Annotated in this window: 24 protein-coding genes; 8 read left to right on the top strand and 16 right to left on the bottom strand. The window is 71.1% G+C overall.

Annotation, left to right across the window (positions count from 1 at the left end):
* Positions 1 to 87: 87 nt before the first annotated feature.
* The 4 genes from AC068Z_RS02490 to afsQ1 all read right to left on the bottom strand — a co-directional run bounded on the left by AC068Z_RS02490 (position 88) and on the right by afsQ1 (position 3611).
* Positions 88 to 633 (bottom strand): VanZ family protein, encoded by a 546-nt coding sequence (locus AC068Z_RS02490; RefSeq protein ID WP_478551533.1) that lies wholly within the window; start codon positions 631 to 633, stop codon positions 88 to 90.
* A 133-nt stretch (positions 634 to 766) separates the two neighbouring features.
* Positions 767 to 1369: a hypothetical protein gene (locus AC068Z_RS02485; protein ID WP_478551531.1), complete on the bottom strand. Its 603-nt coding sequence runs from the start codon at positions 1367 to 1369 to the stop codon at positions 767 to 769.
* Positions 1369 to 2937: an ATP-binding protein gene (locus AC068Z_RS02480; protein ID WP_478551529.1), complete on the bottom strand. Its 1569-nt coding sequence runs from the start codon at positions 2935 to 2937 to the stop codon at positions 1369 to 1371. Before AC068Z_RS02480 ends, AC068Z_RS02485 begins: the two co-directional genes overlap by 1 nt.
* A complete protein-coding gene (gene afsQ1, locus AC068Z_RS02475; RefSeq protein ID WP_031477770.1) occupies positions 2934 to 3611 on the bottom strand; it encodes a two-component system response regulator AfsQ1 in 678 nt (225 codons plus the stop codon). The genes AC068Z_RS02480 and afsQ1 overlap by 4 nt, the downstream gene beginning before the upstream one ends.
* A gap of 231 nt (positions 3612 to 3842) precedes the next feature.
* On the opposite strand from afsQ1, the gene AC068Z_RS02470 reads away from it, so the two are divergent.
* Positions 3843 to 4610 (top strand): SigE family RNA polymerase sigma factor, encoded by a 768-nt coding sequence (locus AC068Z_RS02470; protein ID WP_478551526.1) that lies wholly within the window; start codon positions 3843 to 3845, stop codon positions 4608 to 4610.
* 139 nt (positions 4611 to 4749) lie between these two features.
* Here the strand turns inward: AC068Z_RS02470 and AC068Z_RS02465 are convergent, their stop codons facing one another.
* Positions 4750 to 5454: a uridine kinase family protein gene (locus tag AC068Z_RS02465; protein ID WP_478551525.1), complete on the bottom strand. Its 705-nt coding sequence runs from the start codon at positions 5452 to 5454 to the stop codon at positions 4750 to 4752.
* A 59-nt stretch (positions 5455 to 5513) separates the two neighbouring features.
* Here AC068Z_RS02465 and AC068Z_RS02460 point away from each other — a divergent pair, with 59 nt between their 5' ends.
* On the top strand, positions 5514 to 5924 hold the full coding sequence (locus AC068Z_RS02460) for a hypothetical protein (RefSeq protein WP_478551523.1): 411 nt from the start codon (positions 5514 to 5516) through the stop codon (positions 5922 to 5924).
* A gap of 76 nt (positions 5925 to 6000) precedes the next feature.
* On the opposite strand, the gene AC068Z_RS02455 is transcribed toward AC068Z_RS02460, so the two are convergent.
* From AC068Z_RS02455 to deoC, 3 genes are read right to left on the bottom strand one after another with little or no spacing between them, the layout of a single operon-like run.
* Entirely contained in the window at positions 6001 to 6900 is a 900-nt protein-coding gene (locus tag AC068Z_RS02455; RefSeq protein WP_478551521.1) for an aldehyde dehydrogenase family protein, read from the bottom strand.
* Positions 6893 to 8335, bottom strand: coding sequence for an aldehyde dehydrogenase family protein (locus AC068Z_RS02450; RefSeq protein WP_478551519.1), 1443 nt, complete (start codon positions 8333 to 8335; stop codon positions 6893 to 6895). The genes AC068Z_RS02455 and AC068Z_RS02450 overlap by 8 nt, the downstream gene beginning before the upstream one ends.
* A gap of 5 nt (positions 8336 to 8340) precedes the next feature.
* Positions 8341 to 9303: a deoxyribose-phosphate aldolase gene (gene deoC, locus AC068Z_RS02445; protein WP_478552266.1), complete on the bottom strand. Its 963-nt coding sequence runs from the start codon at positions 9301 to 9303 to the stop codon at positions 8341 to 8343.
* Positions 9304 to 9385: 82 nt separating this feature from the next.
* Here deoC and AC068Z_RS02440 point away from each other — a divergent pair, with 82 nt between their 5' ends.
* Together AC068Z_RS02440 and AC068Z_RS02435 are read left to right on the top strand one after the other, a co-directional pair.
* The gene (locus tag AC068Z_RS02440) at positions 9386 to 10096 is read left to right on the top strand and encodes a PH domain-containing protein (protein ID WP_478551517.1); all 711 of its coding nucleotides are present in this window, start codon (positions 9386 to 9388) and stop codon (positions 10094 to 10096) included.
* A 441-nt stretch (positions 10097 to 10537) separates the two neighbouring features.
* On the top strand, positions 10538 to 11998 hold the full coding sequence (locus tag AC068Z_RS02435; RefSeq protein ID WP_478551515.1) for a hypothetical protein: 1461 nt from the start codon (positions 10538 to 10540) through the stop codon (positions 11996 to 11998).
* 135 nt (positions 11999 to 12133) lie between these two features.
* On the opposite strand, the gene AC068Z_RS02430 is transcribed toward AC068Z_RS02435, so the two are convergent.
* From AC068Z_RS02430 to AC068Z_RS02410, 5 genes are all read right to left on the bottom strand, one after another.
* Positions 12134 to 13327 (bottom strand): hypothetical protein, encoded by a 1194-nt coding sequence (locus AC068Z_RS02430; protein WP_478551513.1) that lies wholly within the window; start codon positions 13325 to 13327, stop codon positions 12134 to 12136.
* Positions 13328 to 13710: 383 nt separating this feature from the next.
* A complete protein-coding gene (locus AC068Z_RS02425; protein ID WP_478551511.1) occupies positions 13711 to 15342 on the bottom strand; it encodes a phospho-sugar mutase in 1632 nt (543 codons plus the stop codon).
* Between the two features lie 132 nt (positions 15343 to 15474).
* Complete coding sequence (locus AC068Z_RS02420; protein WP_478551509.1) at positions 15475 to 16299, bottom strand: purine-nucleoside phosphorylase; 825 nt, start codon at positions 16297 to 16299, stop codon at positions 15475 to 15477.
* A gap of 103 nt (positions 16300 to 16402) precedes the next feature.
* Positions 16403 to 16684, bottom strand: a complete 282-nt coding sequence (locus AC068Z_RS02415) for a type II toxin-antitoxin system RelE family toxin (RefSeq protein WP_478551507.1) — start codon at positions 16682 to 16684, stop codon at positions 16403 to 16405.
* Between the two features lie 27 nt (positions 16685 to 16711).
* A complete protein-coding gene (locus AC068Z_RS02410) occupies positions 16712 to 17149 on the bottom strand; it encodes a gamma-glutamylcyclotransferase family protein (RefSeq protein WP_478551505.1) in 438 nt (145 codons plus the stop codon).
* Between the two features lie 97 nt (positions 17150 to 17246).
* Here AC068Z_RS02410 and AC068Z_RS02405 point away from each other — a divergent pair, with 97 nt between their 5' ends.
* Complete coding sequence (locus AC068Z_RS02405) at positions 17247 to 18695, top strand: NAD(P)H-quinone dehydrogenase (protein ID WP_478551503.1); 1449 nt, start codon at positions 17247 to 17249, stop codon at positions 18693 to 18695.
* 166 nt (positions 18696 to 18861) lie between these two features.
* Positions 18862 to 19797: a DeoR/GlpR family DNA-binding transcription regulator gene (locus tag AC068Z_RS02400; protein ID WP_478551502.1), complete on the top strand. Its 936-nt coding sequence runs from the start codon at positions 18862 to 18864 to the stop codon at positions 19795 to 19797.
* Between the two features lie 102 nt (positions 19798 to 19899).
* Here AC068Z_RS02400 and AC068Z_RS02395 read toward each other — a convergent pair whose 3' ends face one another.
* Positions 19900 to 20448, bottom strand: a complete 549-nt coding sequence (locus AC068Z_RS02395) for a TetR/AcrR family transcriptional regulator (RefSeq protein WP_478552264.1) — start codon at positions 20446 to 20448, stop codon at positions 19900 to 19902.
* A gap of 213 nt (positions 20449 to 20661) precedes the next feature.
* On the opposite strand from AC068Z_RS02395, the gene AC068Z_RS02390 reads away from it, so the two are divergent.
* The gene (locus AC068Z_RS02390; protein WP_478551500.1) at positions 20662 to 21150 is read left to right on the top strand and encodes a hypothetical protein; all 489 of its coding nucleotides are present in this window, start codon (positions 20662 to 20664) and stop codon (positions 21148 to 21150) included.
* Here AC068Z_RS02390 and AC068Z_RS02385 read toward each other — a convergent pair.
* Positions 21140 to 22912 carry an acetyl/propionyl/methylcrotonyl-CoA carboxylase subunit alpha gene (locus tag AC068Z_RS02385; RefSeq protein ID WP_478551498.1) on the bottom strand — a complete coding sequence of 591 codons (1773 nt, stop codon included), beginning with the start codon at positions 22910 to 22912 and terminating at the stop codon, positions 21140 to 21142. The genes AC068Z_RS02390 and AC068Z_RS02385 overlap by 11 nt on opposite strands.
* A gap of 392 nt (positions 22913 to 23304) precedes the next feature.
* Here AC068Z_RS02385 and AC068Z_RS02380 point away from each other — a divergent pair, with 392 nt between their 5' ends.
* Positions 23305 to 23778 (top strand): hypothetical protein, encoded by a 474-nt coding sequence (locus AC068Z_RS02380; protein ID WP_478551497.1) that lies wholly within the window; start codon positions 23305 to 23307, stop codon positions 23776 to 23778.
* Here AC068Z_RS02380 and AC068Z_RS02375 read toward each other — a convergent pair.
* The gene (locus AC068Z_RS02375; RefSeq protein WP_478551495.1) at positions 23747 to 24367 is read right to left on the bottom strand and encodes a Maf family protein; all 621 of its coding nucleotides are present in this window, start codon (positions 24365 to 24367) and stop codon (positions 23747 to 23749) included. The genes AC068Z_RS02380 and AC068Z_RS02375 overlap by 32 nt on opposite strands.
* Between the last annotated feature and the right edge of the window lie 3 nt (positions 24368 to 24370).

The raw sequence follows: 24370 nt of genomic DNA, 5'->3' as shown, positions 1-24370 counted from the left end.
GGTGAGCGTCGGTGGTCGGAGGCGGCTTCTGTCCGGCTGCCTCATCTGCCTTCCACGCTACGGAGACGAAGGGGGCAAAGCGTCGCTCTACGGTGCGATCCCGACCCTGGGAATCGTCGGGGTCCTACCCTGAGGAGCCTCCTCCTTCAGGGCCGTCGTGCGGTGCGCGCGCTCGGTCCTGCGGCGGAGGGCGTGACGTGTCGCGGGTACGACCGCGGTGTGGGCGAGCGCGACGCCGACGGTGTTCAGGAGTACGGAGTCGATGTCGACGACCTGACCCGGTACGCCGGTCTGCAGCAGTTCGATGCCCAGGGAGATCCAGGCGGCGGCGACCATCGTGCGCAGCAGTGACGCGATGGGCGACACGGCGATCCTGCCGTGGACCGCCGGGAGCAGTACGCCCAGGGGGGCGAGCAGGGCGAGTCCCTCGGCGAGGCGTCGTACGCCCTGCTGCCAGCCCAGTGCGAAGTCGGCCTCGAGGCCGGCGAACGGGCGCAGGTTCGGTGGGACCACCCAGGGGACGTCCAGGGGACGCAGCGTGAACCAGGCGACGAATGCGAGGTGGGCGGCGAGGAGGACGCCGCCTATTACTCGGACGCGGATTGCTGTTCCGCTGGAGCCTTGACGCTGCACGAAGCTCTAGACGCCGACTTCGGTGCGGTTGGTTCCGGTGACTGTTGAGGGGTTGTGTGTTGGGCGCGGGCCCGGTGGGGGCTTGTCGCGCAGTTCCCCGCGCCCCTGCCTGCGCTGCCCTTGCCGGCGTTCCTCAGTTCCCCGTCACATCCGACCACGGAGGCTCCTTGGTCGTCGGTCTCGCTCTCACCTCGTCCGTGCACTCGTAGCGTCGTAGGTCGTCCTCCGTGGGGCCGCCCAGGATGACCGAGCCGTCGCCCTCTGCCGCTGTCGAGTCGGAGAAGGTGCAGATGATTTGGGCCAGGGCTGTGGGGGCCAGGGCCTCAGGCGGGGTCGACAGGCGCAGCGTGTCGTCCGGGTCGCCCTGACGGGGGCCCGTCACCGACAGGTCGCCGCGTACGTTCGTCGTGTAGCCCGCCTCCAGTTCGGGCTCCGACGGGGTCGCCTCCAGTTCGTTCAGGAGGCCCTGGGCCACCAGAACGCGCCGCTGCGAGTCCGGCGCGCCCTCCGGGACCCGTACCGTGCGGTCCACGGCCACCAGGGACGAGCGGCACAGCAGGAACACCTGGGCGGGCACCCCGCGCGAGGCCTGGGTCGACACGTTCGGCTCGGCCAGCGAGCACTGGACCCGCGACGGCGCCGCGCCGAAGTCGGTCGGGACCTCGGTGGCCCGGATGCCGCATCCGGCGAGGACCCCGGCGAGCAGCGGGAGCGCCAGCAGTCGGCGTACGGTCATCACGCCTCGCCCTTCTCGTCCGGGCCCTTGTTCTCCTCGGCCTCCTGAGCGAGCGCCGAGTCGTCCTTGGGCAGGCGCAGGGTGAACACCGCGCCGCCCTCTGGGGAGTTGGCGGCGATGATCTCGCCGCCGTGGATGTGGGCGTTCTCCAGGGCGATGGAGAGGCCGAGACCGCTGCCCTCGGAGCGGGGGCGGGACGCGCTCGCCTTGTAGAAGCGATCGAAGACGTGCGGCAGGACGTCCTCGGGGATGCCGGGGCCGTGGTCCCGCACCGCGATCACGACCTCGTCGTCCTCCTCGCGCACCGAGACGCGCACCGGCGATCCGCCGTGCTTGAGGGCGTTGCCGATGAGGTTGGCGAGGATGACGTCCAGGCGGCGCGGGTCCAGGCGGGCGTGGACCCCGCGCCCGGCGTCCAGATCGACCGCGTCCAGCCAGGCCCTTGCGTCGATGCAGGCGGTGATCTGGTCGGCGACGTCCACGTCGTCCAGCACCAGACGGGCGGTTCCCGCGTCGAAGCGGGTGACCTCCATCAGGTTCTCGACCAGGTCGTTCAGGCGCCGGGTCTCGCTCACCACCAGCCGGACGGCGGGCTCGATCATCGGGTCCATGGACCCGGTCTCCGCCTCCAGTTCCTCCTCCAGCACCTCGGTGACGGCGGTGATCGCGGTCAGCGGGGTGCGCAGCTCATGGCTCATGTCGGCGACGAACCGCCGCGAGGCCTCGTCCCGCGCGGCCATGTCGGCGACCCGCTTCTCCAACGCCTCCGCGGCGTTGTTGAACGTCCGGGAAAGATCGGCCAGTTCATCGGTGCCGGACACCCTGAGCCGGGTGTCCAGCTTGCCCTCGCCGAGCCGCCGGGCGGCTACTCCCAGCCGGTGCACGGGCTTCAGTACGGTCGTCGCGGCGGCCTGCGCGAGCAGCGCGGAGCCGATCAGCGCGAGGCCCGTGGCGATCCCCAGCGACCAGGCGAGCGAGTTGAGGTCCTTGGCCTCCGGCTCGAGGGACTTGAGCATGTACCCGGTCGGACCGCCGCCGATCACCTTGGTCCCGGCGACCAGATACGGGGTGTCGTCCTCGACTATGCGCTGCCAGTAGAGGTGGTACGCGTACTTGTTGGTGGAGTTGACCTCCTGCTCCTCGTTCACCGCCTCGCGCAGTGACTCGGGCACGTCCTCCATGGTGAAGCCGCTCAGTCCGCCGGAGGTGCCGAACACGGTCCGGCCGTCGGGGTTCTGAGCGACCAGCAGCACACTGAACCGCTGACTGCTGCCCGCCATCTGGCCCGCGGTGCGCTGGAGTTCGTCCTGCGTCGGCCGCTCGGGCAGCACGCCGGCCCGGCTCTGCATCTCCTGCTGGAAGTCACGCAGCACCGCGTCCTGGGCGCGGGTGAGCACCGCCTCGCGGTTGAGCCAGTAGGCGATCCCGGACGCGGACACGGCGGCGGTCAGCGCCACCAGGCCGAAGACGACCACGAGCCGCAGCCGCAGACTGGTGAAGCGCAGCCGCGACCAGACTCCCTTGCGATCCGCGAACCAGCCGCGGAACCCCCCTTGCGCTTGCGTCACTGAGGCGCGTCCAGCCGGTAACCGACACCGCGGACCGTACGGATCAGGGTCGGGGAGGACGGCACGTCCTCGACCTTGGCGCGCAGCCGCTGCACACAGGCGTCGACCAGACGCGAGTCGCCCAGGTAGTCGTGCTCCCACACCAGCCGCAGCAACTGCTGCCGGGACAGCGCCTGTCCGGGCCGCCGGCTCAGCTCCAGCAGCAGCCGCAGCTCGGTCGGCGTGAGCTGGAGGTCCTCGCCGTTCTTCGTCACCGTCATCGCGGCACGGTCGATGACGAGGCTGCCGTAGGTCGCCGCGTCGTTGGACTCCCGCTCCCCGCGGCGCAGCACGGCCCGGATCCGGGCGTCGAGCACCCGCCCCTGGACCGGCTTGACGACGTAGTCGTCGGCGCCGGACTCCAGGCCGACCACCACGTCGATGTCGTCGCTGCGCGCGGTGAGCAGGATGATCGGCAGCTGGTCGGTGCGCCGGATACGACGGCACACCTCGAAGCCGTCGATGCCGGGCAGCATCACATCCAGCACGATCAGGTCCGGCCGCTGCTCACGCAGCAGCTTCAGGCCGTCCTCACCGGTGGCAGCCGTGGCAACCCGGTGACCCTGGCGGGTGAGAGAAAGCTCCAGGGCCGTGCGGATGGCGTCGTCGTCCTCGATCAGCAACAGGGAAGGCACGGGCTCATTCTGGCCCATGGTGGGGGAGGGTTTCGACACCTGTACGGCTACGTGCACGTACCGCTTCGCTCTGTGTTCGCGCTGTGCGTGATGTACGACCGACCCCTGTGACAGGTCTGTGACAGTCGGCGGACACGGCCATGAAGTGGCCCCGGCAAGCTTTTCGGCACAGGCAAGGAAGCACCGCCTGAAGCAAGCCGAACACCGGAAGTCCACGACGGGGGGCGCGAGATGAACACGCTGCACAGCAAGAGCACCAGCGCAGTGGTCACGCGTCTGCACGACGTGAACGGGGGCCGGGGTTCGGAGAAGTCCGGTGCCGTGAGCGGGCGGGGGTGCGCTCGCGGCACCGGGCGTCAGCACACCGCGTATGCACAGCAAGGGCTTCAGCCCTACATCACGGTGGTTGACGGTTTCACGGGGGAAGCACACGGGGGAAGCGCGTACAGGGAGGACACGGGGGAGCGTCGCTCGCTGTCGGAGGCGGAGTTCACCGCCTACGTCCAGGAGCGCCGCGCCTCCCTGTACGCCACCGCGTACCACCTGACCGGTGACCGCTTCGAGGCCGAGGACCTGCTGCAGAGCGCGCTGTTCTCGACGTACAAGGCCTGGGACCGGATCAGTGACAAGGCCGCCGTCGGAGGTTACCTGCGGCGGACGATGACCAATCTGCACATCAGCGCGTGGCGCCGCCGCAAGCTGAACGAGTACCCGACCGAGGAACTGCCGGAGACGCCCGGCGACACGGACGCGATGCGCGGCACCGAGCTGCGCGCGGTCCTGTGGCAGGCGCTGGCCCGGCTGCCCGAACTCCAGCGGACGATGCTGGTCCTGCGTTACTACGAGGGCCGGACCGACCCGGAGATCGCGGACATCCTCGACATCAGTGTCGGCACGGTGAAGTCGAGCATCTGGCGGTCGCTCCGCCGGCTGCGCGAGGACGAGGTCCTCAGCTTCGGCCGTGACGAGGAGGACGCCTTCGGCGAGCTCGTGGCCTGAAGGTATGGGGGGAAGCAAGTAACGGGGGAGCGGTGACCGGGGGGCTCACGGGGGTTGGCTCAACGGGGGAGCACCAAAGGGAGCGGGACTGGAGGGCCGGGGGGTCCGTCCAGTCCCGCTCTTCTTCCGTGTCCGGGTGTTACGCCGGCGTCCTCGCCGGTACGTGGCGGCCCGCGGCGGCGTCGGCCAGGCGGCCCATCGCCTCGTCCCGGTCGCAGGCGTACGCGCCCAGCGCCGTCTGCCGGGCCACGATCGACCGCTCGGTCCGCATCAGCCGCCAGCCGCGGCGCAGCAGGAAGGGCACGGACTTGCGGCCCTCCTTCAGATCGCGCAGGAAACGGCGGCGGAACGTCTTCACCGGGCCGCGGCTCAGGCACAGCGCGTCGGCCAGCAGGCCCAGTTCGCGGCAGCGCGTGACGATCTCCGCCGCGAAGATGCCCTCCGCGATGAACAGCGGGGTCCGGCCGATGTCGACAATGTCCTCGCCGGTGCGGGCGCTGAGCGAGAGGTCGTAGACCGGGACGCCCGTACGGCCGGTGCGGCACAGGCTCTCGATTGCCGCCACCGCCTTGTCGGCGTCCCAGGACTCGGGGTGGTCCCAGTCGATGTCGGAGCTTCCGAGGACCAGCGGCAGCGTCGGGTCGTCGCCCTCCTTGTAGAAGTCGTCGAGCCGCAGCACCGGAAGGCCGGAGCGGGCCGCGAGAAGGGACTTGCCGGAGCCGGAGGGGCCGCAGAGCAGCACGACTCGCGTCGGAACGGTCGGGAGGGAACTCACGGAACACCAATATGACGCATTCACCTGCTGTTCATCGAGTCCGCGGGTCGGCTTTGAAGCGCGCGTCACACCTCAACTACCCTTCGTGTCGACCTGATTACCCCATGCATCAGAAGGTGGCAGAGCCGATGGCCGGACAAGCGTCCTTCCCCCACCCCACCGCCCAGCGTGCGCTGGCCGTCCTCGCGACCGCCGGTGCCGCCCTCGGTGCCGCCGCGCCGCTGGCCGCCGCGATGGACGGCGAGCCGGTCCTCGACCACGTGGTCCGCACCCGCCCCACCTCCCTCGGCAAGGTCGACCCGCAGGCCGGTCTCCGGGCGGTCACCGGCACGGTCGGCTATGTCACCGGCCCGGTGGCGGGTCTGAAGCCCAACCCGCTGGCGGGCACGGGTGTCGACCCGCTCGACAACGGCGTCGGCACCCAGCTCGCCGACTTCCAGCCGCTGACCTCGCAGATGCTCACGGCTCCGGTGGCGCAGGCCCGGTCGATCGGCGCGATCCCGGTCCTGGGCCAGGCGACGGGCCTGCTGGGCGGCTGACGGCATCGCAGAGAGCCGCGCTTCCCCCGGACGGAGGGGAGGCGCGGCTCTCCGGTCTTCGGGACTCCTCTGTACGTCAGTACGACGAGCCGGACGCGCCCAGCGAACCCGTGGGGTGCCAGACCGTCTTGGTCTCCAGGAACGCCGTCATACGGTCGATGCCCGGAGTCGCCGCGTAATCCACAGCCTGTGGACGGAGAACGCGCTTGAGGTTGTCCGCCGCCGCGATCTCCAGCTCCTTCGCCAGCACGTCGTCGGCGCCCGCGAGGTCGATGGCGTTGACGTCCTGGTGCGCGGCCAGGGGCGTCGCGATCTCCGCCGTACGGCCGGACAGGACGTTCACGACACCGCCGGGCAGGTCGGAGGTGGCCAGCACCTCGCCCAGGGAGAGGGCCGGGAGCGGGGACTTCTCGCTCGCGATCACGATCGCCGTGTTGCCGGTCGCGATCACCGGGGCGAGCACGGAGACCAGGCCCAGGAAGGACGACTCCTGGGGGGCCAGGACGACGACCACGCCCGTCGGTTCGGGCGAGGAGAGGTTGAAGTAGGGGCCCGCGACCGGGTTTCCGCCGCCCACGACCTGGGCGATCTTGTCGGTCCAGCCCGCGTACCAGACCCAGCGGTCGATCGCCGCGTCCACCTGGGCGGCGGCCTTCGACTTCGACAGGCCCTCGGCGTCGGCCACTTCACGCGTGAACTGCTCGCGGCGGCCCTCCAGCATCTCGGCGATGCGGTAGAGGATCTGACCGCGGTTGTACGCCGTCGCGCCGGACCAGGGCCCGACCGCCTTGCGCGCCGCGACCACCGCGTCACGGGCGTCCTTGCGGGACGAAAGAGGCGCGTTGGCCAGCCAGTTGCCCTTGGAGTCGGTCACTTCGTACACCCGGCCGCTCTCGGAGCGGGGGAACTTGCCCCCGACGTACAGCTTGTAGGTCTTGAAGACGCTCAGACGCTGCTGCTCGGACTTGTCAGACATCGAGGTACGCCTCCAGGCCGTGGCGGCCGCCCTCGCGGCCGAAGCCCGACTCCTTGTAACCGCCGAACGGCGAGGTCGGGTCGAACTTGTTGAACGTGTTGGACCAGATCACGCCCGCGCGCAGCTTGTTCGCGACGGCGAGGATCCGCGACCCCTTCTCCGTCCAGATGCCCGCGGACAGGCCGTACTGGCTGTTGTTGGCCTTGGCGACGGCCTCGTCCGGGGTGCGGAAGCTGAGGACCGACAGCACCGGGCCGAAGATCTCGTCGCGGGCGATGCGGTGCGCCTGGGTGACGTTCGTGAACAGCGTCGGGGCGAACCAGTAGCCGCTCTCCGGGAGGTCGCAGACCGGCGACCAGCGCTCCGCGCCCTCCGCCTCGCCCTGCTCGACGAGGGAGGTGATCCGGGTCAGCTGCTCCTCGGAGTTGATCGCGCCGATGTCCGTGTTCTTGTCCAGCGGGTCGCCGAGCCGCAGCGTGGAGAGCCGGCGCTTGAGGGAGTCCAGCAGCTCGTCCTGGATCGACTCCTGGACCAGCAGCCGGCTGCCCGCACAGCAGACCTGGCCCTGGTTGAAGAAGATGCCGTTGACGATGCCCTCGACGGCCTGGTCGATCGGGGCGTCGTCGAAGACGATGTTGGCGCCCTTGCCGCCCAGTTCGAGGGTGAGCTTCTTGCGGGTGCCGGCGACCGTCTTCGCGATCTCCTTGCCGACCGCGGTGGAGCCGGTGAACGCCACCTTGTTCACGTCCGGGTGGGCCACCAGGGCCGCGCCCGTGTCGCCGTAGCCCGGAAGGATGTTGACGACGCCCTTGGGCAGGCCCGCCTGGCGGCAGACGTCCGCGAAGAACAGCGCGGACAGGGGGGTGGTCTCGGCGGGCTTGAGGACGACCGTGTTGCCGGTCGCCAGCGCCGGGGCGATCTTCCAGGCCAGCATCAGCAGCGGGAAGTTCCAGGGGATGACCTGGCCCGCGACACCGAGCGGCCGGGGGTTCGCGCCGTAGCCCGCGTGGTCGAGCTTGTCGGCCCAGCCCGCGTAGTAGAAGAAGTGCGCGGCGACCAGGGGCAGGTCGGCGTCGCGGGTCTCCTTGATCGGCTTTCCGTTGTCCAGGGTCTCCAGTACGGCGAGCTCGCGGCTGCGCTCCTGGATGATCCGGGCGATGCGGAACAGGTACTTGGCGCGCTCGGAACCGGGCAGCGCCGACCACTTCTCGAACGCCTTGCGGGCGGCCCTGACGGCTCGGTCGACGTCCGCCTCGCCCGCCTGGGCGATCTCGGAGAGGACCTCCTCGGTGGACGGGGAGACGGTCTTGAAGACCTTGCCGTCCGCCGCCTCCACGAACTCGCCGTCGATGAACAGGCCGTAGGAGGGCGCGATGTCGACGACCGAGCGGGACTCGGGTGCCGGGGCGTATTCGAATGCGGATGCGGATGTCATGGTGATCAGTCCACCGTCACGTAGTCGGGGCCGGAGTAGCGGCCGGTGGCCAGCTTCTGACGCTGCATCAGCAGGTCGTTCAGGAGGGAGGAGGCGCCGAAGCGGAACCAGTGGTTGTCCAGCCAGTCGGCGCCGGCCGTCTCGTTCACCAGGACCAGGAACTTGATCGCGTCCTTGGTCGTACGGATGCCGCCGGCGGGCTTCACGCCGACCTGTACCCCGGTCTGGGCGCGGAAGTCGCGCACGGCCTCCAGCATGAGGAGGGTGTTGGCGGGCGTGGCGTTCACCGCCACCTTGCCGGTCGAGGTCTTGATGAAGTCGGCCCCGGCCAGCATGCCGAGCCAGCTGGCCCGGCGGATGTTGTCGTACGTCGACAGCTCGCCGGTCTCGAAGATGACCTTGAGCCGGGCTACGGCCCCGCAGGCCTCCTTCACGGCGACGATCTCGTCGTACACCTTCAGGTAGTTCCCCGCGAGGAAGGCCCCGCGGTCGATGACCATGTCGATCTCGTCGGCACCCGCGGCGACGGCGTCGCGGACGTCGGCCAGCTTCACCTCGAGGGCCGCGCGGCCAGCCGGGAAGGCGGTCGCGACGGAGGCGACCTTCACGCCGGAGCCGGCGACGGCCTCCTTGGCGACGGCCACCATGTCGGGGTAGACGCAGACCGCCGCCGTGGTGGGCGTGGTGCGGTCGGTCGGGTCGGGGTTGACCGCCTTGGCGCCGAGCGCCCGGACCTTGCCCGGGGTGTCCGCGCCTTCCAGCGTCGTCAGGTCGACCATCGAGATCGCCAGGTCGATGGCGTAGGCCTTGGCGGTCGTCTTGATGGAACGGGTGCCGAGGGACGCGGCGCGCGCCTCCAGGCCGACCGCGTCGACGCCGGGCAGCCCGTGGAGGAAGCGGCGCAGCGTGCTGTCGGACGCGGTGACGTCCGAGAGGGTCTTCGCTGCGGTGGGTGCATTGGTGGGCATGGTCACCAGACGAGCATATCTACGCGCGTAGCGGCTGTACACCCCCCGGAGGTCGATGAGCTCGTCATGCACAATCGGGGCCATGACGAGCCCGAACCCTTCCTCCGTGCCGGTTCCCCCCTCCCGGGACCGGGTGTACCGCTCGCCCATGGGCATCGTGGGCGGGGTGCTGTTGCTGGTGATCATGTTGTGGCTCGGGATCGACGCGTTGGTGCAGGGGAGTGGGAGTACGCCCTGGCTGGCGCTGGCGTCGTTGATTCTGGTGGTGCCGGGGGTGGCCGCGTTCACGGTGCGGCCGGCTGTCTTCGCCAATGCGGAACGGTTGCGGATCCGGAATCCGTTCCGGGTGGTCGTGCTGCCGTGGGGGCAGGTGGCCTCGCTGCGGTCCGGGTACTCGAACGAGGTCGTCGCGAAGGGTGGGGCGAAGTATCAGCTGTGGGCGATTCCCGTGTCGCTGCGGGCGCGGAAGAAGGCGGCCCGGCAGCAGGCGCGGGCGGAGGCCGAGCGGAGTGGGCAGCGGGGTGGGCGTGGCCGTGGTGGGGGGCTGGGCTTCGGGTTCGGGGGGTCTGGGCTCGGCGGGTCCGGGCTTGGTGGGGTCGGTGCCGGGAGTGAGGTCGAGGGGCCGGCTCGGGCCGAGACCGACAAGGTGATGGATGACCTGCGGGAGCTGTGGGGAGCGGGGGAGGAGTCCGGGTCCGCGCAGGGTGAGGTGACCGTGCGGTGGGCCTATGAGGTGCTTGGGCCTGTGGTGGCGGGGGCGGTTCTGTTGCTGATCCTGCTGGTGGTGGCCTGAGCGGCGTCTGGGGTGGGCGGGGGTTCGTTGCCGGGTGCGGGCTCGTGGGGGCTGGTCGCGCAGTTCCCCGCGCCCCTGAAGGCACGCCTGCGGCGGCCTTTGTGGGGGGTGGGCGTCGCTTTCCGTGGTGGAGCCTTGCGTTGATGCAGCCTTGCGCCCCTGAGGGCTCGCTTGCGGCGGTCGGTTGCGTCCCGAGCGGCTGAGCGCACACATTGATGCAGCCTTGCCCCCTCCGCCTGCCTGCTGCGGTCATCCGCAGCCGACTTTGCTGTGGGCTTGAGCCGCAACCAAGTCGGTCTTTTGGGTGTCTTGCTTGCGATGAGTACTGATGTTCGGCCGGTTTCACCTCGGCCTTTGCCTGAGTCTGTTGTGCCTGATGGGTGTCTGAGCTGGGAGGGGGAGCGGGTCCGGCCCTGGGTCGGGGCCCTGCCGCCCCGGTGGGTGCCCAGGGGTGGGCTGTACGACGAGCTGGTGGCGCTCGGCGTCGTGGGGAGCGCGCTCGCCTTCGGGTTCGCCGGGGTCGAGCCCTACCTCGCCGCTCTGGTGCCGCTGCAGGCCCTGTGGGTCGTGCTGCGGCCCGAGCTCGTACGGGTTTCCGCGCCTGGGCTTGTCGCTGCCGTTGCCTTGGAACAGGGCGGGTGGCCGGCGCTCGTGGGGGCCGGGATCGTCGCCGGGGTCGCGCTCGGGCTGGCCGAATTGCGGATGGGGGCCCGGAAGCGGCAGCGGAAGGCCGTACTGGACGCCGCCGGGGGTGTCACGGCCGCTGTGCCCGGCGCCGAACAGCCCCTGCGGCGGGGACTGTGGCTCGGTGCGGTCGGGCTGGCCCTGGTTGTCGGCGGCTGTGTGCTCGGCCGCACGTCCGGAGTCTCCGGTGCCGTCGGGTTTCTGCTGATCGGGTTCGGGGTCACCGCGCTCGCGTCCGCCCTGTTCGGGCGGTACCGGGCCGCCCGGCTGCACGCGGCGGCCGTACCGGTGCTGCGGGTGCTCGTGCGGGACGACTCGGGGGCCCGGACCGAGGTGTTCGCAGCCGATGACGTCGACGCCCAGCGGCCGCTGTTCGTCGTGTCCCTGATGCCCTTGGACAACGGCGTCGAGGAGGACGGGGACGACGAGGACAACGGGGACGACGGGGACGACGGGGACGACGATGACAAGCTCCTTGAGCTGCTCGACGACGACCAGCCCGGGCCCCTGCGCGAAGCCGTGATCTACGGCGTGCCCTGTGACGGTGCCGAGGTCGTGGTCGTCAGTGCTGACGAGGATCCCGACCGTCCGCCGGTCGTGGAGCGGTCCTCCGGGCCCGTGCGGCCGGTGGCCGGTGTGCGCGAGGAGCCCCGGGTCGCCGTGGTGGCCCTGGTGCCGCAGGCCGTGCTGCGGTGGCGAGCGGGGTGGCTGGACCTGCTGGCCGCCGTCTTGCTGGCGCAGTGGGGCGTCTGGGTGGGGTGGCGGGCGTTCACCGAAGCCGACTACCCGCTCTGGGAACTGCTCCTGGTCGCGGTCGTGGGTCTTTGGGGTGCCGCTCGGGTGCCCGTGAAGGCGGGGTGGCGGATCACCGCCGACCGGGACGGGCTGTGGATCAACGGGCTGTTCCGGACGACCCACGTTCCCTGGGACGACTTCCGCTCGGCCCGCCATCAGTCGCTGGAGCTGAAGCTGCGGTGGCGCGGCGGCGGTTCCTGGGCCGTCTCCGCGCCCCGCTGGAAGTGGCTGGAGCGGCGGCGGGAGCTGACCCATCCGTACGACCGGCTGGCCGCCGAACTCACCGCCCTGGCCGCCGATCCGGCCCTGCGGCCGACGGGGGACAGCGACGAACGTGAGCGCGGGCGTGCGCTGTGGCCGTGGGCCCTGCTGCTCGCGCTCGGCTGGGCCGGGGCTCTCCTCGTGGCCAGGTCGGGGCTCTAGGTGCGACGGGGTGGTCCAGGCGGGGCTCTGAGCGCTGAGGATCCGGGGCTACGGCGTCGTAGGCCATAGCTTCGGGGCTACGGCGTCGTAGGCCACAGCGTCGTAGCTTTGGCGTCGTCGGCCACAGCGTCGGGGCTATGGCGCCGTAGGCCACACCAGGGCCATGTACGCGCCGCAGTACGCCGAACCCGCCACGGCCGCCGTCAGTGTGAGTGTGCGGTAGCGGCGGGAGGCGAGGGTCAGGTGCAGGGCGAGGGGGAGCAGCAGGGGGAAGCCGGGCAGGAGGAAGCGGGCCCGGGGGAAGTAGACGCCGTCACTGGCCAGGACGATCGTCAGCAGTACGCCCGTGAACAGCAGCAGCGGCAGCGGCTGGCGGTCCGCCGCGGACAGCGCGAACAGCACCACCGACGCCAGCAGCGTGGCCGTCACCAGCACCAGGAACAGGTGGGGTGTCGGGTCGTGGAACAGGTACTCGCGCATCCGGCGCAGCGTTCCGGCGCCGCCGTCCAGCTCGTTGCGCCACAGCCGCTGTACGGCGAAGTAGCCGTCCCAGCGGCCCGTGCGCAGGCCGACCCAGCCGACGTATCCGCACCAGCCGAGCGGTGCCAGGAGGGCGGCGGCGAGGGCGCGGCGCGGGAAGGGGCGGTGGCGCAGGGCCAGTAGGGCCGGGACGGTGACGGCCGCCGCCACCGCGATGCCGGTCGGGCGGGTGAGGCCCGCGAGGGCCGCGCAGGTCGCTGCCGACAGCCACCGGCCGGTGAGCACGGCGTACAGGGCCCACGCGGCGCAGGCCGTGAACAGGGACTCGGTGTAGCCCATCCACTGCACGAGGCCGACCGGGTACGCGGCCCACAGGACGGTCAGCAGGACGCCCGCGCGTCGGCCGTACACGTGCTCGCCGACGGCGAAGATGCCCCAGGCGGCCAGGAGTGAGGCGACGACGGCGAGGCACAGGCCGGTGCTGGCGCGCGTGCCGGGGGTGAAGGCCGCCACGGTCTTCACCAGGAGTGGGTAGAGCGGGAAGAACGCCAGGTTGTTGGCGTTGGGGGCGGTGCCGAGCTCGTGGGCGTAGCCGTTCTCCGCGATGCCGAGGTACCAGTCGGCGTCCCACTGTGTCGCGAGGATCGGCCAGACGCCGTGCCGCTGCTGGTGCGCCCAGAGGGTCAGGACCAGCAGGCTCGTGGCGCGTACGGCGACGTAGGCGAGGAGGGCGGGTGCCGCGCGGCGCGGGGACGGGAACGGGGCCTTTCGCGGGCACCGCGGGCCGGCCTGGGCGGGGGTCGCCCGGGGTGACGGCCGGGGCGTCGGCCGGAAGGCGGTCGAGGACACGGCGGCGGCTCCAGGGCTGACGTGGCGGGCACTTGCCGGTCCACGGTTGCCCGGGTAGCGGGACGGGGCGGGGAGCCCAGGTCAACGGACGGGCGGAAATCACCCGATGAGGTGTCCCGCCGCGGCGGCTTCCGCACCGGCCTCTGCCGGTGTCACCCGGTGGGTGCCCCAGGCGAGGCACCCACCGGGTGGGGCTCAGCGCACGTCGACGTAGTCCGCCTCCGAGACGGCCGCCGCCGTGGCCGTCGAGCCGGCGTGGGACCAGCGGTAGTCGCCGTCCGCGTATGCGCGCACGGTGGTGGAGACGGTGCCGTCGGCGACGGAAGCGGGCAGCCGAGAAGCAAGCGACAGCCCAATTCCGCATGAAGGCGGCTGCGTACGGCTCAGATGCCGGCCGCGGCCGAGAGGTCCCGCTTGATGGCCGCGAGGAGGTCGGTGGCCTTGGCGCGGGCCGCCGGGAGCCCGGAGTGACCGGCGACCGGGACGACGACCTCCAGATAGCACTTGAGCTTCGGCTCGGTGCCGCTGGGGCGGACGATGACGCGGGCGCCGTCGAGCGTGTAGCGCAGCCCGTCGGTGGGCGGGAGCGTCTCGGTGCCCCGGGTCAGGTCCTCGGCCCGGGTGATGGCGAGTCCGGCCAGCTCGGTCGGCGGCTGCTCGCGCAGCCGGTGCATCGCGTCGGCGATCACGGACAGGTCCTGGACGCGGACCGAGAGCTGGTCGGTGGCGTGCAGACCGTGCTCGACGGCGAGGTCGTCGAGGAGGTCGAGGAGCGTGCGCCCGTCGGCCTTGAGCACGGAAGCCAGCTCGGTGATCAGGAGGGCGGCGGTGATGCCGTCCTTGTCGCGGACGCCGTCGGGGTCGACGCAGTAGCCGAGGGCCTCCTCGTAGCCGTAGCGCAGGCCGTCGACGCGGGCGATCCACTTGAAGCCGGTGAGGGTCTCCTCGTACGGCAGGTTCGCCTTCTCGGCGATCCGGCCGAGGAGGGAGGAGGAGACGATCGACTCGGCGAAGGTGCCCCGGGCCCCGCGCCGCACGAGGTGGGCGGCGAGCAGGGCGCCGACCTCGTCCCCGCGCAGCATCCGCCAGTCGCCGCCGTCCCGCACGGCCACGGCGCAGCGGTCGGCGTCGGGGTCGTTGGCGATGACGAGGTCGGGGTCGGTCGCGGCGGCCTTGGCGAAGGCGAGGTCCATCGCGCCGGGCTCTTCCGGGTTGGGGAAGGCGACGGTCGGGAAGTCCGGGTCGGGCTCGGCCTGCTCGGCGACGAGGTCCGGGGCCGGGAAGCCGGCGCGGGCGAAGGCGGCGAGGAGGACGTCCTTGCCGACGCCGTGCATGGCCGTGTAGACGGTCCGGGCGGTGCGCGGGGAGCCGGCGGCGAGGACGGCGTCCGTGCGCTCCAGGTAGGCGTCGAGGACGCTGTCGTCGAGGGTGTCCCAGCCGGTGGTGGGGCGGGGGACGGTGGTGAGGGAGCCGATGGCGTCGATCTCGGCCGCGATCTCGGCGTCGGCGGGCGGGACGATCTGGGAGCCGTCGCCGAGGTAGACCTTGTAGCCGTTGTCCCGGGGCGGGTTGTGGCTGGCGGTGACCTCCACCCCGGCGACCGCGCCGAGGTGCCTTATGGCGTAGGCGAGGACGGGGGTGGGGAGGGGCCGGGGGAGTACGGCGGCACGGAGGCCGGCGCCGATCATGACGGCGGCGGTGTCGCGGGCGAAGTCCTCCGACTTGTGGCGGGCGTCGTAGCCGATGACGACGAGGCCGTCGACCTGGCCCTGCTTCTTCAGGTAGGCGGCGAGGCCGGCGGCGGCGCGGATGACGACGGTGCGGTTCATGCGCATGGGGCCGGCGCCGATCTCGCCCCGAAGGCCCGCGGTGCCGAACTGGAGGGTGCCGCCGAAGCGTGCGGCGAGCTCGGCGTGGTCCTCGGCGTCGATCAGCTCGGCGAGTTCGGCACGGGTGTCCGTGTCGGGGTCCTCGGCCAGCCATGCCTTGGCACGGGCGATGAGATCGTCATGCACGGTCGGTCAACCTCTCGGTTCTGTTCGGGTGGGGTGTCGTACCACGCGGGAGGGGCTGAAGGGCGCGCCGGCGTTTTCAGCCCGTCCGGCGTCCGGAGCGAGGCTCCTGGCGGACCGCAGGCTCCTGGCGGACTACAGGCGGTCCAGCACCTGCGTCAGCAGGGCGCCCATGCGGGTGGCGCTGTCGCGGCCCGCCTGGAGGACCTCCTCGTGGTTCAGCGGCTCGCCGGTCATACCCGCCGCCAGGTTCGTCACCAGCGAGATGCCCAGCACCTCCGCGCCCGCCTCACGCGCCGCGATGGCCTCGAGCACCGTCGACATGCCCACCAGGTCGGCCCCGATCACCCGCGCCATGCGGATCTCGGCCGGGGTCTCGTAGTGCGGGCCGGGGAACTGGGCGTAGACACCCTCCTCCAGCGTCGCGTCGATCTCCTTGCACAGCGCCCGCAGCCGCGGCGAGTACAAGTCCGTCAGGTCGACGAAGTTCGCGCCGACGATCGGGGACGTCGCCGTCAGGTTGATGTGGTCGCTGATCAGCACCGGCTGCCCGGGGCGCATGCCCTCGCGCAGACCGCCGCAGCCGTTCGTCAGCACGACCGTCTTGCAGCCGGCCGCGACCGCCGTACGGACGCCGTGCGCGACGGCGGCCACTCCGCGGCCCTCGTAGAAGTGCGTACGGCCGAGGAAGACCAGCGCCCGCTTGTCGCCGATCTTGTACGAGCGGACCTTGCCGCCGTGGCCCGCGACCGCGGGCGGCGGGAACCCGGGCAGCTCGGTGACCTGGAACTCGGCGTCGGGATCACCGAGGGCGTCCACGGCCGGCGCCCAGCCGGAGCCCATCACGAGGGCGACGTCGTGGGTCTCGGCCCCCGTCAGTTCGCGCAGGCGAGCGGCGGCGGCGTCGGCGGCGGCGTAGGGGTCGCCCTGGATGTCGTCCGGAAGAAGAGATGCGTTCACGCCGACGAGGGTAGCCGGTCAAGGCCTACGCGCGTAGATGACAGAGCCCACGGGATGGGGATCGTTGTCTTGTTGTTTCCGACGAACGCTTGGCGGGTCGCGGTCATTCCTCGGGGACGAGGACGTCCTTGTCGTTGAAGACCTCGACGATGAAGATCAGTAGCCGGCCCATGCTCACGGTGTACTCGACGAGGATGTTATGGGTCAGCCGGATGGTCCTGTCGTCGCCCGTGGCGCTTATGGGCCGGGACACGGCCGGAAACGGGTCACGCGCCAGCAACGAGATGCCCTTGTCGAACGCGGCACGCTGTTGGTCGTCGAGCCGGTCACGGGCGGCGGCGGCCTGCTCGGTGAAGTAGGTCTGGTAGGTGCGCGAACCGGTCATGAGCCGAGTTTATGAACCGCCCCGCGCTCAGCAAGGCCGCTTCCGCAGCTCCATCACGTAGTCGTGGGGTGCCCCCGCGGATTCCGCCGCGTCGGCGACCTCGCCCAGGTAGCGGGCCGAGGGGAGGCCGCCCTCGTAGCCGTTGAGGACGTAGGTCCAGGCGCCCTCCTCGCCGTCCAGGGTGAGGACCCGGACCCGGGTCCGGCGGTAGACGTCGAGGCCCACGCCCTCCCAGCGGTCCAGGGAGTCCTCGTCCATCGGGGCGATGTCGTACAGGGCGACGAAGACCTGGGACGCCGGGTCCTCGACGATCGTCGCCAGCGCGCCCTCCCAGCCCATCTGCTCGCCCCCGAAGGTCAGCCGCCACCCGCTCAGCCAGCCGGTGGCGCGCAGCGGCGAATGCGGGGCGCGGCGGGTCATCAGCCGCGCGTCGAGGTTGCCGGCGTACGCGGCGTAGAGCGACATGGGGAGAGGGTACGGCAGGGCGCAACGGCAGTCCCTCCCGTAACAGTGGGGTCTCGGGCGGGGCCCTGGGCCGTAGCACCGCGATACGTGCGGGACAATGGAGTACGTGACTCGGATCGTGATCATCGGTGGCGGACCCGGCGGATACGAAGCGGCGCTGGTAGCCGCTCAGCTCGGCGCGGAGGTGACCGTCGTCGACTGCGACGGTCTGGGCGGAGCGTCGGTGCTCACCGACTGCGTGCCGTCGAAGACCCTGATCGCCACGGCCGAGGTGATGACCACCTTCGACTCCTCCTACGAGGAGCTCGGCATCATCGTGGCCGACGACACCCCCCACATCGACACGCCCGCCCGGGTCGTCGGCGTGGACCTCGGCAAGGTCAACCGACGCGTGAAGCGGCTCGCGCTCGCCCAGTCGCACGACATCACCGCCGCCGTCACCCGCGCCGGCGCCCGTGTGATGCGCGGCCGCGGCCGGCTCGACGGCATGCAGGCCCTCGACGGCTCCCGCAAGGTCGTCGTCACCGCCGCCGACGGCACCGAGGAGACCCTCGTGGCCGACGCCGTGCTCATCGCCACCGGCGGTCACCCCCGCGAACTGCCCGACGCCCAGCCCGACGGCGAGCGCATCCTCAACTGGACCCAGGTCTACGACCTCGACGAGCTCCCCGAGGAGCTGATCGTGGTCGGCTCGGGTGTGACGGGTGCCGAGTTCGCCGGCGCCTACCAGGCCCTCGGCTCCAAGGTCACCCTCGTGTCGTCGCGGGACCGCGTGCTGCCGGGTGAGGACCCGGACGCCGCCGCCGTCCTGGAGGACGTCTTCCGGCGCCGCGGCATGAACGTCATGGCCCGCTCCCGCGCCTCCGCCGCCAAGCGGGTCGGCGACCGGGTCGAGGTCACCCTCGCCGACGGCCGCGTCATCACCGGCTCGCACTGCCTCATGGCCGTCGGCGCCATCCCCAACAGCGCCGGGCTCGGCCTGGAGGAGGCGGGCGTGAGGCTGCGCGACTCCGGGCACATCTGGACCGACAAGGTCTCGCGCACCACGGCCCCGGGTGTGTACGCGGCGGGTGACGTCACCGGCGTCTTCGCGCTCGCCTCCGTCGCGGCGATGCAGGGACGTATCGCCATGTACCACTTCCTCGGTGACGCGGTCGCCCCGCTGAACCTGAAGACCGTCTCCTCCAACGTCTTCACCGACCCCGAGATCGCCACCGTCGGCTACACCCAGGCCGACATCGACGGCGGCAAGATCGAGGCCCGGGTCGTCAAGCTGCCGCTGCTGCGCAACCCGCGCGCCAAGATGCAGGGCATCCGCGACGGCTTCGTCAAGATCTTCTGCCGCCCGGGCACCGGCATCGTGGTCGGCGGTGTGGTCGTGTCCCCCCGCGCCTCGGAACTGATCCACCCCATCTCGATCGCCGTCGACAACAATCTGACGGTCGAACAGATCGCGAACGCGTTCACCGTGTACCCCTCCCTTTCGGGGTCGATCGCCGAGGTGGCCCGGCAGCTGCACACCCGCAAGAGCGGCGGCGAACTCTGACGGCTTGAACCGACTCCCCGCTGGTCACGGGGAGTTGTCGAGCATGCGTACGGCATAGGCGCCGGGGCTAGGCCTTATACCACTACCCGTCCTGCTGTGCGAACAACTTCTGCTATTCGGCGCAAACTGCTGAAAGCAGACGGTCGTTGGGGTTACTGTCAGTTTCGTGTTCGCTGCAGAACGTCGCCAATTGATCCTCGAAATGGTGCGAGCGAACGGGGCCGTGTCGCTCCGTGAGCTCGCCCGCGTCGTCCAGACCTCCGAAGTGACCGTACGGCGGGACGTGCGCGCGCTGGAGGCAGAAGGACTCCTCGACCGCCGGCATGGCGGTGCGGTATTGCCGGGCGGGTTCACGCGGGAGTCCGGCTTTCCGCAGAAGTCACATCTCGCGACCGCCGAGAAGACGGCCATCGCCGATCTCGCCGCGAACTTCGTCGAAGAGGGCGAGGCCATCGTGGTCGGGGCCGGTACGACCACGCAGGAGCTGGCCCGCCGGCTGGCCCGGGTGCCCGGGCTGACCGTCGTCACCAACTCCCTGCTGGTGGCCCAGGCGCTGGCCCACGCGAACCGGGTGGAGGTCGTGATGACCGGCGGCACCCTGCGCGGTTCCAACTACGCCCTCGTCGGCTCCGGAGCCGAGCAGTCCCTCCAGGGGCTGCGGGTCTCCCGGGCCTTCCTCTCCGGGAGCGGCCTCACCGCCGAACGCGGGCTCTCCACCTCCAACATGCTCTCGGCGTCGGTGGATCGCGCGCTGGTGCAGGCGGCCGCGGAGGTCGTCGTCCTCGCCGATCACACCAAGCTCGGTACGGACACGATGTTCCAGACCGTGCCCACCGACGTGATCACGCGGTTGGTGACCGATGAGCCGCCGGCTCATGACGACCGCGCCCAGACCGAGCTGCAGGCCCTGGCCGATCAGGGGGTGCAGATCGCCGTGGCCGGGGCGAACGGAAACCCGGGGGGTGACGAAGTCCCGGCGCGGCGCACACGATCCGTGCCGGGCCCTAGGCGGGCGGCTCCGACCGGGCTTCGGTCCGCCGTGATGGGGGAGCCGGTGCAGGGGACGGAGCGGTCGCGAGTCGCGGATCTGCGACGGCGTTAATTACCTATTCGCCGTCGGGGTTCGGATTCGTGCGCGGGTGCCCGTTGTCTGTGGCTGGTCGCGCCCACGCGGCGGAGCCGCAAGTCGACAAGCCCCGCGTCCCTAGGTGGGTTTCAGGCCCCTTAGCGTCAGCATCAGCAACCTGTCTGCCACCTCCGGATCCCCCGGTGTCTCCTCCGCCGCCAGTGCGATCGCGTGGGTCAGCTGGAGCAGGTCGCCGATGGCGACGTCCGCTCGGATCCTGCCCTCTCGCTGGGCTCGGCCCAATAGCTCGCCGCCCGCTTCCCTGATGGGGTCGCTGCAGCGGGAGAGGGCCGAGGTGTCGTTCGTGGTGACCGACATCAGGGCCCGGGAGATGCCGCGGTACTCGCCGGCGTGCTGGACCATCTCCCTCAGCCAGGTCACCAGGGCCGCGCACGGCTCCGGGGCCCGGCTCAGTTCCCGGGCCCGGGACAGCAGATCGCTCACCGCGTCCTCGAAGACCGCGCTCAGCAGGGCGTGCCGGTTGGGGAAGTGGCGGTAGAGGGTGCCGATGCCCACACCCGCGCGCCGGGCCACGTCCTCCAGGGACGCGTCCGTGCCGTGCTCGGCGAAGGCGGTGCGGGCCTCGAAGAGGAGGCGCTCGTAGTTGCGCCGGGCATCGGCGCGCATGGCGCGCGGGGCGACCCCCGGTGCCGCCGCGCCCCCGCTCTCCGCCGTCCCCTGTGAGCTCGCGCCCACCATGGCTCCCACCTGCTCTCCTCCGCGCCAAGGCCTTCCCTCAGGATGCCATCGCGGACGCGCGAGCGGACTTCCCCGACGGTGCGCGGGCCCTGACGTCTTGTGCACGACGTCTCGGGCGGGAGCAGCGCCGAGGGAGTGCACATGGAGATCAGTGGCGCGGACACCCGGCGCGTGCTGACCGTCGTACAAGAGCTCGAAGAGGTGGACTCCGTCGCGGAGTTGCAGGCCCGGGTGCTGCCCGAGCTGTTGGGGCTGGTGCGTGCGGACGCGGCCCAGTGCTGTCGGCTGACGCTGGACGGGGGCGGGGCCTGGGCCTTGTCGCTGCCCCGGGAGTCGTTTCACGAGGATTCGATGGTCATCTACGACCATCCGCTCGACCACCCGCTGACCGACATCATCCAACGTGGTCGGCTACGCGGGCGGCATCATGCCGCTGACCGTCCTGTCGTTCGTGATGATGGGCGTCGCCTTCGCCCTCGCCGGACTCGTCGTCGTCCGGCACGGCCCGGGCTGGACGCGCGCCACCCAGGAGCCGCCGTCACGGGGGACGGGGAAAACGAGGCGCCCGGCGGACTGTCTGCTCCAGTCCGCCGGGCGCCTCGGGTGTCGTACGACCGCGTCAGTCCTTGATCTCGCAGATCGCGGCGCCGGAGGTGATGGAGGCGCCGACCTCGGCGGACAGGCCCTTGATGGTGCCGGAGCGGTGGGCGTTGAGGGGCTGTTCCATCTTCATGGCCTCCAGGACGACGACGAGGTCGCCTTCCTTGACTTCCTGGCCTTCCTCGACGGCGACCTTGACGATGGTGCCCTGCATCGGGGAGGCGAGGGTGTCGCCGGAGGCGACGGGGCCGGACTTCTTGGCCGCGCGGCGCTTGGGCTTGGCGCCCGCCGCGAGTCCGGTCCGGGCCAGCGACATGCCCAGCGAGGAGGGCAGGGAGACCTCCAGGCGCTTGCCGCCGACCTCGACGACGACCGTCTCCCGGCCCGCTTCCTCGTCCGTGTCGGTGTCGGCGGGGGCGGCGAAGGGCTTGATCTCGTTGACGAACTCGGTCTCGATCCACCGGGTGTGCACCGAGAAGGGGTCCTGGCTGCCGGTCAGTTCCGGGGCGAACGCCGGGTCCTTGACCACCGCGCGGTGGAAGGGGATGGCGGTGGCCATGCCCTCGACCTGGAACTCCTCCAGCGCGCGGGCGGCGCGCTCGAGGGCTTCCTTGCGGGTGCGGCCGGTGACGATCAGCTTGGCCAGCAGGGAGTCCCAGGCCGGGCCGATGACGCTGCCGGACTCCACGCCCGCGTCGAGGCGGACACCGGGGCCGGAGGGCGGGTCGAAGGTGGTGACGGTGCCGGGGGCGGGCAGGAAGTTGCGGCCCGGGTCCTCGCCGTTGATGCGGAACTCGAAGGAGTGGCCGCGCAGGGCCGGGTCGCCGTAGCCGAGTTCCTCGCCGTCGGCGATCCGGAACATCTCCCGCACCAGGTCGATGCCGGCGACCTCCTCGGTGACCGGGTGCTCGACCTGCAGCCGGGTGTTGACCTCCAGGAAGGAGATCGTGCCGTCCATGCCGACGAGGAACTCCACGGTGCCGGCACCGACGTAACCGGCCTCCTTCAGGATCGCCTTGGAGGAGGAGTACAGCTCCTCCATCTGGGCGTCCGAGAGGAAGGGGGCGGGGGCCTCCTCGACGAGCTTCTGGTGGCGGCGCTGCAGCGAGCAGTCACGGGTGGACACGACGACCACGTTGCCGTGCTGATCGGCCAGGCACTGGGTCTCCACGTGCCGGGGCTTGTCCAGGTAGCGCTCCACGAAGCACTCCCCGCGCCCGAACGCGGCGACCGCCTCACGCACCGCCGAGTCATACAGCTCGGGCACCTCTTCGAGGGTCCGGGCCACCTTCAGACCGCGGCCGCCGCCACCGAAGGCGGCCTTGATCGCGATCGGCAGGCCGTGCTCCTCGGCGAAGGCGACGACCTCCGCCGCGCCGGAGACCGGGTCCGGGGTGCCCGCGACGAGCGGGGCGCCCGCGCGCTGGGCGATGTGCCGGGCGGCGACCTTGTCACCGAGGTCCCGGATGGCCTGCGGCGGCGGACCGATCCAGATCAGGTCCGCGTCCAGGACCGCCTGAGCGAACTCGGCGTTCTCCGACAGAAAGCCGTAGCCCGGGTGGATGGCGTCGGCGCCGGACTCACGCGCCGCCTTCAGGACCTTGTCGATGTCCAGATAGCTGGTGGCCGGAGTGTCACCGCCCAGGGCGAACGCCTCATCCGCGGCGCGGACATGCAGAGCGTCCCGGTCCGGGTCGGCGTATACGGCCACGCTCGCGATACCGGCGTCCCGGCACGCCCGGGCCACGCGGACAGCGATTTCGCCACGGTTGGCGATGAGCACCTTGCGCACGATTGAGGCTCCCTCCTTGAAACAAGCCGAGTTTAGGGACTGCCGACACGGCACTTCGACCCGTCCCCAATGGTGAGCTTGCCCACACGGAGCGTGATTCGAGGCTCGCTCGACCCGCGAAATCCCTTGTCGCACCGCGGTACGCCGGACTCCTCGGGGCAACCCTAGCCCTCGGGTGTGGTCAAGGTCTCTGTAAAGGCGTGCTGCGGCCCACTCCGATTCTTTGTGGAGTCCCTACGAATGGCCCAACGATTCTTTGCCCCTCCCAGAACCCTTGTCCCGAGGTTTACCCGTTAGTAGCGTTCGCGATGTCTTGAACGTACTTGGAGTAACCGCAGTCCTGCTAGGACGGCGCTAGAGCGCTCGGAAGTGTGGGAAGTGGGTGGGGGCCGGTGGTGCGCAGACCGGTGGCGTGGGTGGTGGCGGTCGTGCTCTTCGCCGAGGCGCTCGGCATCGCGGCGGTCCAGTGGTTCATGGGAGTCGTGGTCGACCGTCAGGACATGTCCCTGGCAGGCCTGGACCCCGACGTGATGTCGCTGTCCTCGAAGATCGGCGGCCTGCTCTTCGGCGCCTACTTCGCCCTGTGCGGGGTCGTGGCGCTCCTGATGGCCCTGCGGGACCGCCCGGCGGCGGGCCTCGGCCGCGTCCTGCTGATCAGCGCGGCGGTGGTCCACGGCCTGCTGGGCGCCTTCGCCTGGGGGCTGCTGGGCGTGGCGGAGTTCCTGTTCATGGTGGTGATGCTGGGCCTGATCGTGCTGCTGCTGATGACCTACGACAGCACCGAGGAGCCCTCCGACGCGGTGCCCGCGCCCGAGGGAGAGGGGCCGACGCCGGTCACCGGTCCGCCGGCGCCCACAACTCCGTGATCCCGACGCCCAGTTGGGCCAGCAGCCGGCGGACCAGCGGCAGACTGATGCCGATGACGTTGCCGTGGTCGCCGTCGATGCCGTCGATGAAGGGGGCCGAACGGCCGTCGAGGGTGAACGCGCCCGCGACGTAGAGGGGTTCGCCGGAGGCGACGTACGCGGCGATCTCCTCGTCGGTCGGTTCGCCGAAGCGGACGACCGTGGAGGCGGTGGCGGAGGCGTACCGGCCGCCGGCCGTGTCCCAGACGCAGTGGCCCGTCTGGAGGGTGCCGGCACGGCCGCGCATCGACTTCCAGCGGGCCGTGGCCTCCTCGGCGTCGGCGGGCTTGCCGAGCGCCTGGCCGTCGAGGTCCAGGACCGAGTCGCAGCCGATCACCAGCGCGCCCATGACCTCCGGGTTCGCCGCCACGACGGAGGCCTTCGCCTCGGCCAGGGCGAGCGCCAGCTCGGCGGGGGTCGGCGCGGTGACGGCGTCCTCGTCGACGCCGCTCACGATGACCTCGGGGTCCAGTCCGGCCTGACGCAACAGGTTCAGGCGGGCGGGGGACTGGGAGGCCAGGACGAGTCGGCGGCGCGGCTGATCGGTCATGGG

This window comes from Streptomyces sp. NPDC043726, from assembly GCF_056436565.1.
This window is presented reverse-complemented; position numbering and strand designations above follow the sequence as displayed.

Bases quoted from the DNA above. Each gene is read 5' to 3' on its own strand.
- AC068Z_RS02470 (WP_478551526.1), top strand. From the start codon at position 3,843: ATGAACACGCTGCACAGCAAGAGCACCAGCGCAGTGGTCACGCGTCTG.
- AC068Z_RS02485 (WP_478551531.1), bottom strand. From the start codon at position 1,369: ATGACCGTACGCCGACTGCTGGCGCTCCCGCTGCTCGCCGGGGTCCTC.
- AC068Z_RS02405 (WP_478551503.1), top strand. From the start codon at position 17,247: ATGGAGTACGTGACTCGGATCGTGATCATCGGTGGCGGACCCGGCGGA.
- AC068Z_RS02395 (WP_478552264.1), bottom strand. From the start codon at position 20,448: ATGCGCGCCGATGCCCGGCGCAACTACGAGCGCCTCCTCTTCGAGGCC.
- AC068Z_RS02390 (WP_478551500.1), top strand. From the start codon at position 20,662: ATGGAGATCAGTGGCGCGGACACCCGGCGCGTGCTGACCGTCGTACAA.
- AC068Z_RS02375 (WP_478551495.1), bottom strand. From the start codon at position 24,367: ATGACCGATCAGCCGCGCCGCCGACTCGTCCTGGCCTCCCAGTCCCCC.
- deoC (WP_478552266.1), bottom strand. From the start codon at position 9,303: ATGCCCACCAATGCACCCACCGCAGCGAAGACCCTCTCGGACGTCACC.
- AC068Z_RS02415 (WP_478551507.1), bottom strand. From the start codon at position 16,684: ATGACCGGTTCGCGCACCTACCAGACCTACTTCACCGAGCAGGCCGCC.
- AC068Z_RS02460 (WP_478551523.1), top strand. From the start codon at position 5,514: ATGGCCGGACAAGCGTCCTTCCCCCACCCCACCGCCCAGCGTGCGCTG.
- AC068Z_RS02440 (WP_478551517.1), top strand. From the start codon at position 9,386: ATGACGAGCCCGAACCCTTCCTCCGTGCCGGTTCCCCCCTCCCGGGAC.
- AC068Z_RS02410 (WP_478551505.1), bottom strand. From the start codon at position 17,149: ATGTCGCTCTACGCCGCGTACGCCGGCAACCTCGACGCGCGGCTGATG.
- AC068Z_RS02450 (WP_478551519.1), bottom strand. From the start codon at position 8,335: ATGACATCCGCATCCGCATTCGAATACGCCCCGGCACCCGAGTCCCGC.
- AC068Z_RS02455 (WP_478551521.1), bottom strand. From the start codon at position 6,900: ATGTCTGACAAGTCCGAGCAGCAGCGTCTGAGCGTCTTCAAGACCTAC.